We start from the raw sequence: 15,964 nt of genomic DNA on the forward strand, positions 1-15,964 counted from the left end.
CTACTGTCTGGCGGACTTTACTAAATCGGCGCGGATCGAATCCGGTGTGCCGATGACGATTTTAGGTGTTTTAGCGGGATCGAGCCATTTCATTAAAACGAGGAGATGCGATTCGCTTAAGGCAATACAGCCCGCTGTTGGTGTTGATCCGGTCCGCCACCGGTGAAGAAAAATGGCACTTCCTGCTCCTTTGACCACCGGATTTTCGTTGTACCGGACGACGACCGCGTATTTATACAATTCATGATTCAATCGTTCAAACGACTGCCATTTAAACGATGGGTTTCCCCGGTCATACATCCATTTGTTATAATCAGCAGACGCCGGATCATCTACCCAGTAGTGAAAACGATTCGTCACGGTATAACTTGTCCGAACACCGTCAGGCTTTGGCGCGTAGCCAAACATGCGCCCTATGGAATACAAGCCGGTAGGTGTCGCGCCATCGCCTTCTTTTTTTGTGAAAGACAGGCCGCTTCTTCCTGTAACTGCGGGTGAAATTCGTTTCAGCTGCCATTTGCTGCCCGTTTTTTCATATAGACGGACAGAGGCTTTTGTCGTTTTCGTTCCCCCTTCCACTACGACGACCTGACGGCTGTCCTTCACGTACGAAAGCCCGGAAACATACGGATCGGCTGCTTCAGAGGATGACGGAAGCATAGTAGTGAAAAGGATCATACATAAACCGGATATCAACATGTTACGCAATGAAAACCCTCCTCAATTGTCAAGTGAAAAAGCAGACGGGCCGTCCCGTCTGCTCCTGTTTTTATTTTAACCCGGTATTGGCTTTTACGGCTACCTCTGCATATTTGCGTTCATCTGCTTTAGCAGAAAGGACCGATCCAACATATCCTGCGATAAATCCTGCTGGCACTGAGACGATGGCTGGATTTGTCAGCGGGAATAATGCCGTTCCTGTTAAAATAGCGGTACCTTCCGGGCTCCAAATATTTGGGCTGAGGGCAACGAGAATCAAGGCGGTAAAAAGACCTGTCAGCATCGCTGCAAGAGCCCCGGTTGTGTTAAAGCGCTTCCAGTAAATCGTGTAGATAATGACCGGCAAGTTCGCACTGGCCGCGATACAAAATGCAAGGGAAACGAGAAAAGCAACGTTCATGGATTGAGCTCCAAGTGCCAAAATAATGGAAATAAGAGAAACGCCGATAGAAGCAAAACGGGCCGCTTTCATCTGCTCTTTTTCTGTTACATTTCCTTTTTTAATAATCTGTCCGTAAATATCATGCGCGAAGGCAGACGCACCGGATAGGACAAGACCTGCTACAACGGCTAAAATCGTCGCAAACGCAACAGCTGAAACGAATGACATGAGCAGGTCGCCGCCGAGTGCCTGAGCAAGAAGCGGTGCTGCCATGTTGCCGGCTGCATTAGCGGCAATAATATCACTTGACCCGACAAAGGCAGCTGCGCCAAAGCCGAGGAAAATCGTTAAAATGTAAAAGATACCGACGATCCAGGTCGCATACACAACCGAGCTACGGGCTGTTTTTGCATCCTTTACCGTAAAGAAACGCATGAGGATGTGCGGCAAGCCTGCTGTCCCGAAGACGAGCGCGATCATCATCGACATCGTATCAATGCCGTTCGTGTATTTAACGCCGGGGCTTAAAAAAGCATCTCCAGCAGGTGTCGCCGTCTTCACGTCACTAAACATTTTTAAAATATTAAAATCAAATTTCATTAAAACGAGGAAGGAGATAATAATCGTTCCGATCATGAGAAGAACGGCTTTAATGATCTGAACCCAGCTGGTTGCCGCCATGCCGCCCCATAGAACGTAGGTGGTCATCATGATGCCAACGAGCAGGACCGCAATCCAGTAGTCAATGCCAAGCAAAAGCTGTATGAGAGCACCTGCTCCAACCAGCTGGGCAATCATATAAAACAAAACAATTGTTAACGTGCTCACCGCTGCTGCTCCGCGGATTTTCTGCTGATTAAAGCGGGCGGTAATCATATCTGCAAGAGTATACTTTCCAAGATTACGCAGCGGTTCAGCGACGATGTACAGCACGACCAGATAAGCGACCAAATAGCCGATGCTGTAGAAAAAGCCATCGAAGCCATTTAACGCGATAGCGCCGGCAATACCGAGAAACGACGCGGCAGAAAGGTAGTCACCTGCAATCGCAATACCGTTCTGCCAGCCAGTCAAACCGCCGCCGGCTGTGTAAAATTCACTCGCTGAGTTGGTTCGTTTTGAAGCAAGATATGTAACAAACAAAGTTAATCCGACGATAGCAACGAAAAACAACAGACCTACAGCACTCATAAACGATCACCTTCTGACTTATGATGTTTGGTCAATACTTGATCCGCTTCTGAATCAAACTGATTGGCTTTTTTTACATACAGCATACATAAGGTCCAGGTCATCACAAATTGCGCCAGTGCAAAAATCCATACGAGCGTGATATCACCAATAACCGGCTTGTTTAGCACTGTCGAAAAGGAGGTTAAAAGCGGCAATGTAAAATAAAACAATAAGAAAAAAATAACGACTGGCAGCAAAAATCTGTTTTTCTTTCTGACTAACGATTTAAACTCGGGACTGGCAGCAATTGATTCATAATCGTGTACCGGCTGTGATCGTTCGACTCGTTCCACTTTCTGTTCCATAGAGACCTCCCCTAGGCCGTAATCAATTCTGTAATCGCTTTCAATTCAGAATTGTATCTTTATTCTAAAAAAATAAAGTCATTTTCGCAACTGTTTTTGACAAAAAAATGAATTTTTCCTTCAAAAGACCGACTAGTCAGATTAGGAGTCTATCATTTCCATTCCTTCTTTTTTCGTGTACAATCAACAAAAAGACATAAATGGAGCGGATAGACATGACAGACTTACGATCGGTTGGAAGCGCCGTCTCAAACGCACCAGAGATGAAGCTCCGCATTATTCACTCAATCTTATATTCCATTCAATCAAAAGAATTGCTGGCGCTAAAAGCAAAAAGCCGGTTTTCAAAAGAAGAAGCGGCACCTTATTTCCAGGCAATTGCAGAGGAAGCGAAAAAAAGAATAGATATGCCGGAGCAAGTGTTAAAGCTTGATGTTTTTTTAGCGCTTTCAAAGCTATTAAAGCTTCCGGCTGCCAGGCTGAATGAAAAAGGCAAGGTAGTGGCAAGAAGCGCAGAAATAGAACGGAAGTGGTTTGAGAAAGCGGCTAAAAAAGACAAAACGCTGTCTGGACGATTTGAAAAATCTCACGTAACGAGCAAATTGGAATTTATGCTTCATTATGAGTACGTGCAGCTGCTGGAACGATTTCTGAAAAATGAAAAAGTACATGCAGATAAAGAACCTTTTCAAAAATCTCTCCAGCGCTATTGGGAGCAGCTTCCGGAGTATAAAAAAGTCCAGATCCTTGAGCATCTGAAGGCTCCGCGTGAGTCCTCCTTTGACGAACTGGCAGCGGAATTCGGCACCGCGACGCTTTTATTTGAAATGGGCATCCGGACAGGCCTTCATATGTACGGAGAAATCCTGCCGCCTATCCACGAGGACGTCCCGAACCAGCTTCCGGACGAGCTATGGGTGTTGCATCCAGAGGCCCTTTTTACCGCCGACGCGGCTCTTAAAACGCTGCTGACAGGAAGCTGGTCCTTTTCTGCTGCGATGCTGCTTTTATATATGGAAGACGGCAGTGAAGCCACCGCTGATGAATCCGTTCTTTCAACGGAATGGTCAACGAGAGAATCGGCTTATTTGCTTCTTTTGCGCCAAATTAATGAATTGAAAATGGATCAGCAAAAAACAGAAGAACAAATTGCGGAAGTCCAGAAAGAGCGTGCGGGAGCTGACAGTGCACAGGCAAGAGCGCAGGCTGTGTATGAAAATTTGCGTGAACGGCTGATTGTGCTGTTAAAAACGGATGCCGCCCGGCCGTATCTTGGGGATATTAGTGTATCCAATACACGCATTCGTGAAAAACTAACCCGAATTACCACAACCATCGAGTCTAACAAAGTGAAAAGTGGTGTTTTTCGGATAGCGGGTGCCTGGCTGTCCAATGTGTATCTTCAAAATGAGAAAAACAGTCTGGAAAAAAAGCTGCAAACGTCATTTGAAAAAATGGCTGATGAAGTGATGGATAAATATCCGTATTACGAGGCAGATTTAATCGAGGAGCTGGCAGCGGCAAGAACGAATAAAAACAACTGGCAGTTTGAAAGTGAGCGTTTACGGAAAAAAGAAGCAGCACTGACAAAATTTTTATCGGACATGAGAAGTGAAGAGCTTAAACTGCGTGAGAAAGCGGCAGAATCCGCTTCCAAAACGCAAGGATTGAAGCAGCTTGGGACTGAGGATGTGCCGGATGGGAAGCCTATTACTTGATAGGCTTCTTTTCTTTTGTTACGGTATTAAAGGTGTCTAAAATGGGTATAAGACATTATAACTATTTTTATTTTGCATGATATGCATAATATGGAAGGGGAAATGTATGAAGAAAATATCATCAGTTTTTTGGTGGACTGCGGCATTAGTCCTGGCTGCCACCATATTTGGTGCGGCCGCTCCTGACTCATTTGGTGCGATGACGGCCAATGTGCAAGGATTCATTACCTCCGCGTTTGGATGGTACTACTTGATTTTAGTGTCAATCGTTGTCCTTTTTTGTCTTGTGCTTGTATTTAGTCCGATCGGCCAGATTCGTCTCGGACAGCCTGGAGAAAAACCGGAGTATTCCACCGCAACGTGGTTTGCGATGCTGTTTAGTGCCGGAATGGGAATTGGTCTTGTCTTCTGGGGAGCGGCAGAACCGCTTAGCCATTATGCGATTTCAAGCCCATTGTCTGAACCAGGAACCGATGCAGCACTTCGTGAATCAATGAGATACTCCTTTTTCCACTGGGGTCTCCATGCATGGGCCATTTATGCGGTTGTCGCGTTGTCTCTTGCTTACTCGCAATTTAGAAAAGGGGAGCCGGGCCTGATCAGCCGAACGCTGAAGCCGGTACTCGGAAAGTATGCAGAAGGATGGCTTGGTACAGTCATTGATGTTATCGCTGTTTTCGCCACAGTTGTCGGCGTTGCTACCACATTGGGCTTTGGCGCAGCGCAAATTAATGGCGGTCTTTCGTATTTGTTCGGGGTACCTGTTTCATTTTCCGTCCAACTCGTTATCATTGCAGTCGTGACGGTCTTGTTTATTATGTCTGCTTTATCCGGACTTGGAAAAGGAATTAAAATTTTAAGTAACACAAATATGGTTCTGGCTATTGCTCTTTTAGTGCTTATGCTCATTTTAGGGCCAACGATGTTTATCTTAAATATGTTTACTGATACAATTGGCTCTTACCTGCAGAACATTTTCCGGATGAGTTTTCAGGTCGCGCCGCTGGATGCGGATCATAACAGCTGGATTAACGGCTGGACGATTTTCTACTGGGCCTGGTGGATTTCCTGGGCGCCGTTCGTCGGTGTCTTTATCGCACGGGTATCACGTGGACGGACCGTAAGAGAATTTTTAATCGGCGTTTTGTTAATGCCGTCTGTTGTGAGCTTTTTCTGGTTCGCTGTGTTTGGCGCTTCCGCGATGAACCTTCAAATGGAAGGTGCGGCTGATTTAACGCAGTTTGCAACGGAAGAAGTGCTGTTTGCGGTATTTAATGAGCTTCCATGGTCACAGCTCCTGTCGGTTGTCGCGATCTTGCTTGTCTCGACGTTCTTTATTACGTCAGCTGACTCCGCTACGTTCGTGCTTGGCATGCAGACGACGCATGGATCATTAACACCGCCGAACAATGTCAAAGTAGCATGGGGTATTTTCCAGTCCCTGATTGCAGTTGTTCTTTTATACAGCGGCGGACTGCAGGCGTTGCAGAACGCAGCGATTGCTGCCGCTTTTCCATTCTCGATCATTATGATTTTAATGATGGTGTCGCTGTACAAAGCATTTTCACTTGAACGAAAAGAAATGCGGAAAAAAGACGGCCGGCGCCCGCTCACATAATCGACAAAATCCCCCCGTCAATTCTTGGCGGGGGATTTATTTTGCTTGAACTTTAAGGCGGTCTTTTCTATGATGGGTAGAGCACGTGCGATAAAGGAGTTCACATCATCATGCGAAAAAAAAGAAGAAAGCTGAAAAAGCGGGCGTACGGCTGTCTTGCGCTGCCTTTTCTAGCGGCGGCTGCATTTATATTAATCGTTTTTTCAATGACAGATCAAACGCCAAAATTTCTGCAGTCCAAGACGATTCCGGATGAATTCATTCCGATTTACAAAGCAGCCGCTGAGGAGTACGGCATCCAGTGGGAATTGCTGGCTGCCCATCATAGAGTGGAAACAAAGTTCTCCACAATGGACCCGATGATTTCACCGGTTGGCGCAGAGGGACCGATGCAGTTTATGCCGTGTACGTTCGTTGGCTGGGAGCATCCGACCTGCGGCGGGCTTGGTGAAGGAAATATACCGGATGATGAAAAAACCGACCCGGCTGTCATTGAGTATTATGGCGGCTACGGTGTAGACGGTAATGGAGACGGGAAAGCAGATCCATTCAACATAGAAGATGCCATATACAGCGCAGCCCATTATTTAAGCGAGAATGGGGCAGCAGACGGCGACGTTGAACGAGCTATTTTTGCTTATAACAAAAGTGATCAATATGTAGCAGATATTCTTTATTATGTAGATGAATTTTCAAAGCAGGAAAACTAAAAATCCGCCTGCTTCCCGGCTGATCCAGACTGTAGACAAACTCAAGACATTTGGGTTTGCCTGCAGTCTTTTTGTTTTTTACATTAAAATAATCGGAATAATACTTTTTTCTTTTGGACAAATTAGAACATGAACTTACAAAGGAGGTGTATGTTGTGTTGAAAAGAATGTTTTCCTTAGTTGCCGTTTTAACTCTTACTGTCATGCTATCCAACTTGAGCGTGAGCGCTGAAAGTATTTATGAAGATAATCATTCCGTCACCGAGATGGCTAATAATAACGTGAATGATAATACTGCCAATATGGATGACGATGATGACGACATGGAATGGGGCTGGCTTGGTCTTTTAGGTTTACTCGGACTTGCTGGCTTAAAGAGAAGAGATGACAGGAAAGATTGATCAGAAGGCACCCACCATGGTGCTTTTTTCCTTGCTCCAAAATGAAACGTTGAATTTCGGTTCCATTGATAATAAAGGGGGCTCTGGAAGACCTATGGCAAATGGGTCCGCAAATGGCTTTGGAACCAACACAACAGGGAAAATGTATCGTATACTGAAACCGATCTTGTGACCATTGCGGCCGGTACAAATGATTTTAAATTAAATGTTTTTCTCGGCTCACAAGGGCTCGCATTTGTTACGAGTTTAAATCGAAGCGCAAGTTAAATCTTTCGTCGTGATAGTTGTTGCTTACGAAAGCTGACTTTTTTTGATGACTTGTTGCTCATTATGTAATGGCATTTTTGTGATTTTTGCGCCCATTGTTTTGGAGTCATATAAAACTTCTGCGCCCAACATTTCGGCAGCATCGCGTAACGGAACATAAGTTGTTCCATCTACGTACCAAGTTGGTTTTTTTACTTGTTTTCCGTCTACTTCAAGAGAGATTCGATTTTTGTGTATTTCTTCTTTTTCTACTGTAGCAAAATCTCCACGAGGTGTTTTGTATGTCTTTACGACAGTTCCTGCGTATACCCCTGATCCAAATACGGATAAGGCTAACGTGGATATAGCTACTTTTTTCTTCATTGACTTCTTCAAAAAATCTACCCCTTTATAAATAGTAAATAGACCACGTTTCTATTTTCCTAGTATCCATAAAACCATCCCATTAATAAGCCAGCTACTAATTGGCCTCTGTGACTGATATAAACAGAAATAAGAACCCCAATGACTAGAGCAATAAATGAGACAAGCGGTTTTGGTGGTTTTAATAGCATTTTGAGTATTTGGGTCAGAACAAGGACAGAGGGAACAGCTATGACCGCGTCCCAGACGTTTGTATGTATGGTTGGAAAGTCCATAACGACTCCTTTTTTGTAAGTATTATTCCATGATTTTATTCTTTTATTCAGTGGGCCTCGTGTTAGTAGACAAATTACGGATGAATGACAACCCTCGTTCCAATGGGTACGTAGGAAGACAGATCTAAAACATCAGTGTTAAACATTCTAATGCACCCATGAGAAACATTCTGACCGATTGAGGAGGGATCATTAGTGCCGTGGATTCCATAATGAGGTTTTGATAATCCCATCCACAATACACCAAACGGTCCTCCGGGATTAATTTGTTTGTTAATGATCCTGTAGGTGCCAGCAGGTGTAGGAGTCAGCATTTTACCGACAGCAATAGGATAAGATTTGATTAAGGTACTTTCATCAAAAAGCTTTAGTTGCCGCTTTGATGTTGAGATATCAATCCATCTTGCCATAAACCTCCCCCCCCCCTAATCCCCGATTGTGTACAGCGTGTTTTTTGTTAAATCATCAATCTGCCTCTGCATATCCATTAATTGCTGCTGTAAGTCATCTGAACGGGAAGAATTCTGTGGTTCGCTAGCGGTTATAGAATCCAGTGCAATTAAAGCGGAAAGAGTAGCAATAGCATCCGCAAAGGTTGTAAGAGCAGAAGCAATAACAGCGAGTCGGGCTGCCGTTAACTCAGCAGATGGTGACGAATAATTTCCTTGCTCAACATTGTTTTGAGGCTGCTTCATCTGTATCTCCTTCCTTCTATTCAAAGAGAATGAAATCCTTTTATAGGATATGCACAAGGAAGGATCTGTCTTAATGCAGAGGACCATTTTCGGGGCATTTTAGAAGAAGAGCTGTATTTCCATGATGTTCTGAAAAAAAGAAAAAGCCCCGATCTAAGAAGGGGACTCACCATTTTTATATCATCAAGAGTTTGGAAATACTTTCCGAATGACATCGCTAAATTCATCAAAAATACCTTCCACAGGTTCCCCAGCCCTCACTCGATCCGCATAATCCTTCATTTGAGTGGTGAATTCAGGATCTTCAGAAATATATACTTTTTCAATGGAACAAGCTATTTTTTTGTTCTTTCATGAATGAATAAGTAATACAAGATACTAACTAAAGCTAAAATTACGCCGATAATTCCAATTGTGTACATTTCCGGAAAGCCCCTCACTTTTTAACACCTCCATTAAATATCTTTCCCAAAAAAATATCCCCCACTCAAGTGGGGGATATGACTGAAGCAAACAGAGCAGAAATTGACCTTAATTTATGAAACCTTGATTTAATAAGGATTTATTAACAGATCAAATATGTGTTACAAATCACTGTTCCTTCTTATTATAATAGTCAACAGCGAACTGAGCGCCTTCTTCGACCATTTTGTTATCATCAATATCATCCGGATCAGGATTTCCGGCTTTATGAACCGGGAATTTCTCGTTGGATGGGGAGGATTCGCTGTTCAGCTTTTTTTTCGCCTGGGACATCCATCCATCAAATTTTGTCCGGTTTTCTTCTTTGGAAAGCCACCATGCAGCTGCGCCGGCTCCTGCTAAAAGATAACCAAGTCCGCCGCTTTTTTGCTTTTTATTTCTCGTGTTATTATACATGAAAAAATCCTCCTTCGATTGTCGCCACAGAGGGCTCGTGCTTGAAAATAGTTTACCCGCAGGCAGAAAATTCAAAACATCGTTTTCATAAATAACGTTGTGTTTAACAAAAGGCGCTTTAGGGTAACAATGATATGCTGAGACACGAATAGCAGAGAGGAAGTGGTCATTTTGGAACATTCATTCCACTCTTCCCAATGGATATGGAAAGAATTCGATCTAAAAAGCGATGAGCAGGCAAAAGAACTCGCAAAAAAGCACCATACGTGTAAAAAATGGATAGAAGATGTGAAAACAAATAAAACCAATTCCCTTGAAATGTATACTGGGACGCCGAATGAAGAAGTAATGTGGGGCTCGCTCGTTTATCTTCAAAATGCAGAGGAAAAAAACAATCGGCACGTGTTTCATTTTTATTTAACGAGAAATGAACTGGTAACGGCCAATCTGGATTTATCCAAGCTCGATTTCGCCAATGTAAAAGCAATGAAGGAAAAAATGCACCATTCAGAGACGCCGATTGAAGGATTTCTCGTATTAATTGGAGAAATCATGGCGCATTTTTTAATGGAAATTGATAAATTTGAAGAGCGGCTTCGTGACCTGCTGTGGGAAATTAAAGAACGGAATAACACCCAGATACTGGATCAAACAGCCCGTACGGACCACGAATTGCTTATATGGAAAAACCTCATCATTCCGATGATGGAAATCCGTATGGCTGTCGAAGAAGCATTTGGCGATGATGTAATGGAAGGGAAGCAATTCAAGCGGACGAAGCGCCGAATTGAACGGGCCCGATCGATCATTCGGGAATACGAAGAAGAAATTGATGCGCTGCTCGACCTTGAGAATGTCGTTTCCACACACCGCGGAAACGAAATTATGAAAACATTGACGGTTATAACCACACTTTTTACACCGGTGATGGCTTTAGGCGCAATCTGGGGGATGAATTTCAAGCACATGCCGGAGCTGGAATGGAAATACGGCTATCTATTCTCGGGAATCGTAATTGGTTCAGCAACCTTTGCCTTATACGTATTCTTGAAGAAAAAAGGGTGGATGGGTGATATCTTAGCCGTCGGCAGCAAAAAATCCTTTTTTAAGTGATTCGTTTTTCTTATGAATAGTGATAAATTTCTTGTTATTTACTTATATAGAGGAATGTAATAAGATAAAAGGTGTGGAAAATTAGAACACTAAATAAAACTAATTTTTCAATTTATCACATTACATACTCAACTTAAGAGGGGGAACCGAAATGGCGACTAACGATGTTTTTAACGCTCGCGCAAGTTTTGACCTGAATGGTAAGCGCTATAATTATTACCGTCTGGCGGCACTTGAAGAAGCGGGTACGGCGAATGTATCACGCCTGCCATATTCGATTAAAGTTTTGCTTGAATCTGTACTCCGTCAGTTCGACGGCTATGTTATTAACAAGGATCACGTTGAAAATTTAGCAAAATGGGGCGAAGGCGCTAACGTAGAGGCGGAAGTTCCTTTTAAGCCGTCACGTGTTATTTTGCAAGACTTTACAGGGGTGCCGGTTGTCGTTGACCTGGCCTCTCTTCGTAAAGCAATGGCCGATATCGGTGGCGATCCACAGGTCATCAATCCGGAAATTCCGGTTGATCTTGTCATTGACCACTCCGTGCAGGTCGATGCATACGGGACGCCTGAAGCACTTGAGCGCAACATGGAGCTTGAGTTCGACCGTAATGCAGAACGTTATGAGTTCTTGAGCTGGGCTCAAAAAGCATTTGACAACTATCGTGCTGTACCACCGGCAACGGGAATTGTTCACCAGGTAAACCTAGAGTATTTAGCGAATGTCGTTCATGCAGTTGAAACAGAAAATGGAGAATTTAACGCATATCCAGATACATTAGTTGGAACAGACTCGCATACAACGATGATTAACGGAATCGGTGTTCTTGGCTGGGGCGTTGGCGGTATTGAAGCGGAAGCCGGCATGCTTGGTCAGCCATCCTACTTCCCAATTCCTGAAGTAGTGGGTGTTAAATTAACGGGCGAACTGCCAAACGGAGCAACAGCAACGGATTTAGCGCTTAAAGTCACACAAGTTCTACGTCAGCAAGGCGTTGTAGGCAAATTCGTCGAGTTCTTCGGAGCAGGCGTTGCGTCACTTCCGCTTGCAGACCGCGCGACAATTGCCAACATGGCACCTGAATACGGCGCAACATGCGGGTTCTTCCCGGTTGATGCTGAAGCGCTTGATTACATGCGCTTAACAGGCCGTGATGAAGCTCATATTCAAGTAGTCGAGCAGTACTTAAAAGAAAATGGCATGTTCTTCACACCGGCGAACGAAGATCCGGTTTACACAGAAGTGGTTGAATTAAACCTGGCGGATATCGAGCCGAACTTATCAGGCCCGAAACGCCCGCAGGATTTAATTCCACTTTCACAAATGCAAAAATCATTCCAGGAAGCTGTTAGCGCGCCTCAGGGCAACCATGGCTTCGGCTTAACTGCGGATGAGCTTGACCGGACAACAACGGTTGCATTTGATGATGGAACGAAAGCTGAAATGAAAACAGGGGCAATCGGCATTGCGGCGATTACGTCTTGTACAAATACATCTAATCCATACGTTCTTCTGGCAGCCGGCTTAGTGGCGAAAAAAGCCGTTGAACTTGGCCTTGAAGTGCCTGCTTACGTGAAAACCTCACTGGCACCGGGTTCAAAAGTCGTAACAGGCTACCTGCGTGATTCCGGCCTTCTTCCGTACATGGAGAAAATCGGCTTTAACGTGGTCGGCTACGGCTGTACGACATGTATCGGAAACTCCGGTCCAATGAAAGAAGAAATTGAAAAAGCAATCATCGATTCTGATCTGCTTGTCACGTCTGTTCTTTCAGGAAACCGTAACTTTGAAGGGCGTATTCACCCGCTTGTAAAAGGCAACTATTTGGCTTCACCGCCGCTTGTTGTCGCTTATGCACTAGCAGGCAATGTAAACATTGACCTTCAAAACGAGCCGATTGGCAAAGGAAAAGATGGACAGGATGTGTTCTTTAAAGACATCTGGCCGGAAACAGAAGAAGTGAAAGAAGCGGTTAAACGCACCGTAACACCTGAATTGTTCCGTAAAGAGTATGACCAGGTATTTAACAGCAACGCAAAATGGAATCAAATTCAAACGAGCAACGACGCGCTGTACAGCTGGGATGCAGATTCCACGTACATTGCAAATCCGACATTCTTTGAAAACCTGTCAACGAATCCAGAACCGATCCAGGCACTGTCTGGCCTTCGTGTAATGGGTAAATTCGGGGATTCAGTGACGACGGATCACATTTCTCCAGCAGGTGCGATCGGCAAAGATACACCGGCCGGCAAATACCTTCGTGAAAAAGGCGTTGAGCCGCGTGACTTTAACTCGTACGGTTCACGACGCGGCAACCATGAAGTAATGATGCGCGGAACGTTTGCGAACATTCGTATCCGCAATCAAATCGCACCGGGAACAGAAGGTGGATTTACGACATTCTGGCCAACGGGCGAAGTGATGCCGATTTATGATGCGTGCATGAAGTATCAGGAGCAGGGTACGGGTCTTGTCGTTCTAGCGGGCAAAGATTACGGAATGGGCTCATCGCGTGACTGGGCGGCAAAAGGCACAAACCTATTAGGCGTCAAAACTGTTATTGCAGAAAGCTATGAGCGTATTCACCGTTCAAACCTTGTGATGATGGGTGTTCTTCCGCTTCAGTTTAAACTGGGCGATAACGCTTCGACGCTTGGATTAACGGGCGAAGAAACGTTTGAAGTAGCGATTACTGACAGCGTGAAGCCACGTGAAGTCGTAAACGTGACTGCAACAAATAAAGAAGGCAAGAAAACAGAATTCCAGGCGCTCGTTCGCTTTGATTCTGAAGTAGACGTTGACTACTACCGTCACGGCGGTATTTTGCAAATGGTCCTTCGCGGCAAACTGCAAAACGTGAATGCCAACAAATAAGCATCAAAAAAGGACTCTTTCGCCACGAAAGAGTCTTTTTTCATATTGTTGAAAAACAGATGTGTTAAGAGAATCGTAACTGTTTTTTTAAGATTATTCCATTTTTCTTGGCAAGGAATAGGCTATTTTTCTAGAAAAGAACATTCAGGGGCTCCGGGCTGCCGGCTCCGCTTTTCTGCGAAGCAGGCGGTGAGCTAGTCTTTGTCGCTGACGCGCCAAAGCCGGATCTCACCTGCCCGCCAGTTTCGCGGAAGTCTGCGCCGGCAGCCCTCCGCCCGTAGCGGTTCTGATAAAACAGCAAGTTTGTAAGACAGTTGTTCCTTGAAGATGCTCTTTCAATTTCGGTATGCGTGTTCCATCCAGATTGAATCATTATTTTTTCAATATCGTGAAAAACCAAAAAGCTTTTCTTTGTCGTTTCCATTAAGAGCGATTCCTTTTTGGATGTTACAATCTGATCTTCCTCCTGACTAAGGGCGGCTGGCGCAGGACGAAGACTCCTTGGGGATAGCGGGTCAGGTGAGATCCACTTTTGACGCGGCAGCGGCAAAAGTTAGCTCACCGCCCGCCCCCAGGAACGCGAAGTCCTGCAGAAGCCGCCCGGACTGTGTTCGCGCAAGCACATTAGCATTGAAAAAGAGAAGGAGTCACAGGGCTTTCATTGAACACTCTTTTTTTAAACAGCATCAAAAAAGGACTCTTTCGCCATGAAAGAGTCCTTTTTGTATTAATTTTCTTCTTCAGAAACAGGAATGCCAGGGCGGGAGGAGTCGCTGCCGCCCATTTTTTCGTTTGTTTCGGGATTCAGTAAAATGGCTTGCACATTGCCGATAGAAAGAGCGATAGAATCGAATTGAAAGTTCATGCTTTCAAGCTTTTGCTTGGCTGCATCCGGAATGCCTTCCTCGTGCCATATGAGCGGCCCGGTTCCGTTGTAAATGCGCGGTTCCTCAATCGCATCCTTTACGTCCATTCCGTATTCCAAAATGTGGATCATCGTTTGCATAACAGACGGTGGAATCGTTGGGCCACCGGGAGATCCGAGTGTTAAAACCGGTTCGCCGTTTTTAAACACAATCGTTGGTGTTTTCATGCTGACCGGGTATTTGCCGGGTTCAACAGAGTTAATGCCAGCCGGATCCGGATCAAAATCCGTCATATCATTGTTTAATAAGAAACCATAGCCGGGTACCATAATGCCTGAACCGAAAAAATGCTCCAGCGAAGAGGTACAGGCTGCAATATTTCCCGACATATCAATGGCAATAAAGTGAGTAGTATCAGGACCGGGATCCGTCGTGCCAGCGTTTTTATGATGTGGCTGCTTGTCATCGTACTGCCACGGGTTTCCTTCTGTAATGTCTTCATTTCTAAAATCAAAATTAATCAGTTTTGCCCGCTCTTCGATGTATTGCTCGGTTAATAGACCGTCCAAAGGAATATCATAAAAAGCCGGGTCGCCCATGTAAGCCAGCTTATCAGCTGTCATGATCCGCATCACTTCGGCAAACAAATAATACTTTTCCCACGAGTGAAGATCGTACTGGCCAATGTCCGCTTTTTCCAGCAGCTTCAGCATGTAAAGAAGGGAGAAGCCGCCGCCGTTCGGTGGAGCAGGAACTGCTACAGTATAGTCTTTATATGTTCCGCTGATTGCTTCTGAAACGGTTGCTTCGTACGATGCCAGGTCCTCTTTTACCATAAAGCCGTCAAAGGACTGGACCGTTTTAATGATTTCCTCAGCAATTTCGCCTTTATAAAAAGCATCTGCGCCTTTTTCCTGCAGCAATTGGAGAGTTTTTGTCAAATTCTCATTTACGACGACTTCGCCTTCTGTTAGAGGAACACCATCCGGGTAAAAGAATTTTTTTGCTTCCTCGCCCAGCCGGTCACTAAAGCGCTCAAGACCTGTATTCCATGTGATATTCACGCGAACCCCTTGCTCGGAAAGCTTGACGGCCGGCTCCATTACTTCTTTCCACTTCATCGTGCCGAATTCATTCAAGGCTGTTTCCATTCCTTTTAAAATGCCGGGTACCGCAACGGCAGTTCCTGGAGTTGAACGCTCTAAAAAAGGAATGACATCTTGGTGTTCATCAACAAACACGTTTTTATGGGCTTTTTGAGGTGCGATGGAATGACCGTTAACTACAAATGTTTTCTTCTTTTTCGCATCGTAATAAAGGATGAATCCACTCGCAGCCAGACCTGTGTTAAAAGGTTCGGACACGGCCAGCCCAAATTGCATGGCGACAAGCGCATCCATTGCATTTCCGCCCTGCGCTAAGATCTCCTTGCCGATGCTGGATGATTCCTCTGTAGCACTTGCTGTCATGCCTTTAAAGCCGCGTGCCCGCTGGCTGTGTGAATCATCCTGTTGGTTGTTCCAAATTTCGTCCATTGTCAT

Annotated in this window: 17 protein-coding genes; 6 read left to right on the forward strand and 11 right to left on the reverse strand. The window is 44.8% G+C overall.

The window, feature by feature from the left end; all coding sequences use genetic code 11:
• The 3 genes from BW952_RS00355 to BW952_RS00365 form a co-directional block, all read right to left on the reverse strand.
• The gene (locus BW952_RS00355; RefSeq protein WP_231581522.1) at nt 1–699 is read right to left on the reverse strand and encodes a L,D-transpeptidase family protein; all 699 of its coding nucleotides are present in this window, start codon (nt 697–699) and stop codon (nt 1–3) included.
• Between the two features lie 70 nt (nt 700–769).
• Nucleotides 770–2,293, reverse strand: a complete 1,524-nt coding sequence (locus BW952_RS00360; RefSeq protein ID WP_045852430.1) for a solute symporter family protein — start codon at nt 2,291–2,293, stop codon at nt 770–772.
• A complete protein-coding gene (locus BW952_RS00365) occupies nt 2,290–2,640 on the reverse strand; it encodes a DUF485 domain-containing protein (RefSeq protein ID WP_045852429.1) in 351 nt (116 codons plus the stop codon). Before BW952_RS00365 ends, BW952_RS00360 begins: the two co-directional genes overlap by 4 nt.
• Before the next feature lie 215 nt (nt 2,641–2,855).
• Between BW952_RS00365 and BW952_RS00370 the strand changes: the two genes are divergently transcribed.
• The 4 genes from BW952_RS00370 (at nt 2,856) to BW952_RS00385 (ending at nt 7,087) form a co-directional block, all read left to right on the forward strand.
• Nucleotides 2,856–4,358 (forward strand): hypothetical protein, encoded by a 1,503-nt coding sequence (locus BW952_RS00370; protein WP_045852428.1) that lies wholly within the window; start codon nt 2,856–2,858, stop codon nt 4,356–4,358.
• Between the two features lie 106 nt (nt 4,359–4,464).
• Nucleotides 4,465–5,976 (forward strand): glycine betaine uptake BCCT transporter, encoded by a 1,512-nt coding sequence (locus BW952_RS00375; RefSeq protein WP_045852427.1) that lies wholly within the window; start codon nt 4,465–4,467, stop codon nt 5,974–5,976.
• Nucleotides 5,977–6,086: 110 nt separating this feature from the next.
• Nucleotides 6,087–6,686 carry a lytic transglycosylase domain-containing protein gene (locus tag BW952_RS00380; protein WP_052698554.1) on the forward strand — a complete coding sequence of 200 codons (600 nt, stop codon included), beginning with the start codon at nt 6,087–6,089 and terminating at the stop codon, nt 6,684–6,686.
• 155 nt (nt 6,687–6,841) lie between these two features.
• The gene (locus tag BW952_RS00385) at nt 6,842–7,087 is read left to right on the forward strand and encodes a WGxxGxxG family protein (protein WP_045852426.1); all 246 of its coding nucleotides are present in this window, start codon (nt 6,842–6,844) and stop codon (nt 7,085–7,087) included.
• Between the two features lie 291 nt (nt 7,088–7,378).
• On the opposite strand, the gene BW952_RS00390 is transcribed toward BW952_RS00385, so the two are convergent.
• The 6 genes from BW952_RS00390 to BW952_RS00415 all read right to left on the reverse strand — a co-directional run bounded on the left by BW952_RS00390 (nt 7,379) and on the right by BW952_RS00415 (nt 9,566).
• Nucleotides 7,379–7,729 carry a stalk domain-containing protein gene (locus BW952_RS00390; protein WP_045852425.1) on the reverse strand — a complete coding sequence of 117 codons (351 nt, stop codon included), beginning with the start codon at nt 7,727–7,729 and terminating at the stop codon, nt 7,379–7,381.
• Nucleotides 7,730–7,776: 47 nt separating this feature from the next.
• Entirely contained in the window at nt 7,777–7,992 is a 216-nt protein-coding gene (locus BW952_RS19595) for a hypothetical protein (RefSeq protein WP_045852424.1), read from the reverse strand.
• 74 nt (nt 7,993–8,066) lie between these two features.
• Complete coding sequence (locus tag BW952_RS00400) at nt 8,067–8,402, reverse strand: L,D-transpeptidase (RefSeq protein ID WP_045852423.1); 336 nt, start codon at nt 8,400–8,402, stop codon at nt 8,067–8,069.
• Between the two features lie 15 nt (nt 8,403–8,417).
• Nucleotides 8,418–8,687, reverse strand: coding sequence for a hypothetical protein (locus tag BW952_RS00405; protein ID WP_045852422.1), 270 nt, complete (start codon nt 8,685–8,687; stop codon nt 8,418–8,420).
• Nucleotides 8,688–8,870: 183 nt separating this feature from the next.
• Nucleotides 8,871–9,026: a YhcN/YlaJ family sporulation lipoprotein gene (locus BW952_RS19845; RefSeq protein ID WP_082084684.1), complete on the reverse strand. Its 156-nt coding sequence runs from the start codon at nt 9,024–9,026 to the stop codon at nt 8,871–8,873.
• A gap of 252 nt (nt 9,027–9,278) precedes the next feature.
• The gene (locus tag BW952_RS00415) at nt 9,279–9,566 is read right to left on the reverse strand and encodes a hypothetical protein (RefSeq protein WP_045852421.1); all 288 of its coding nucleotides are present in this window, start codon (nt 9,564–9,566) and stop codon (nt 9,279–9,281) included.
• 171 nt (nt 9,567–9,737) lie between these two features.
• Here BW952_RS00415 and BW952_RS00420 point away from each other — a divergent pair, with 171 nt between their 5' ends.
• Together BW952_RS00420 and acnA are read left to right on the forward strand one after the other, a co-directional pair.
• The gene (locus BW952_RS00420) at nt 9,738–10,679 is read left to right on the forward strand and encodes a magnesium transporter CorA family protein (protein WP_045852420.1); all 942 of its coding nucleotides are present in this window, start codon (nt 9,738–9,740) and stop codon (nt 10,677–10,679) included.
• A 151-nt stretch (nt 10,680–10,830) separates the two neighbouring features.
• Nucleotides 10,831–13,557, forward strand: coding sequence for an aconitate hydratase AcnA (gene acnA, locus BW952_RS00425; RefSeq protein ID WP_045852419.1), 2,727 nt, complete (start codon nt 10,831–10,833; stop codon nt 13,555–13,557).
• Between the two features lie 130 nt (nt 13,558–13,687).
• On the opposite strand, the gene BW952_RS00430 is transcribed toward acnA, so the two are convergent.
• Together BW952_RS00430 and ggt are read right to left on the reverse strand one after the other, a co-directional pair.
• Nucleotides 13,688–13,981 carry a hypothetical protein gene (locus BW952_RS00430; RefSeq protein ID WP_076496153.1) on the reverse strand — a complete coding sequence of 98 codons (294 nt, stop codon included), beginning with the start codon at nt 13,979–13,981 and terminating at the stop codon, nt 13,688–13,690.
• Nucleotides 13,982–14,284: 303 nt separating this feature from the next.
• The gene (gene ggt, locus BW952_RS00435) at nt 14,285–15,964 is read right to left on the reverse strand and encodes a gamma-glutamyltransferase (RefSeq protein WP_045851133.1); all 1,680 of its coding nucleotides are present in this window, start codon (nt 15,962–15,964) and stop codon (nt 14,285–14,287) included.

The organism is Domibacillus enclensis (assembly GCF_900156125.1).
Classification (GTDB): domain Bacteria; phylum Bacillota; class Bacilli; order Bacillales; family Domibacillaceae; genus Domibacillus; species Domibacillus enclensis.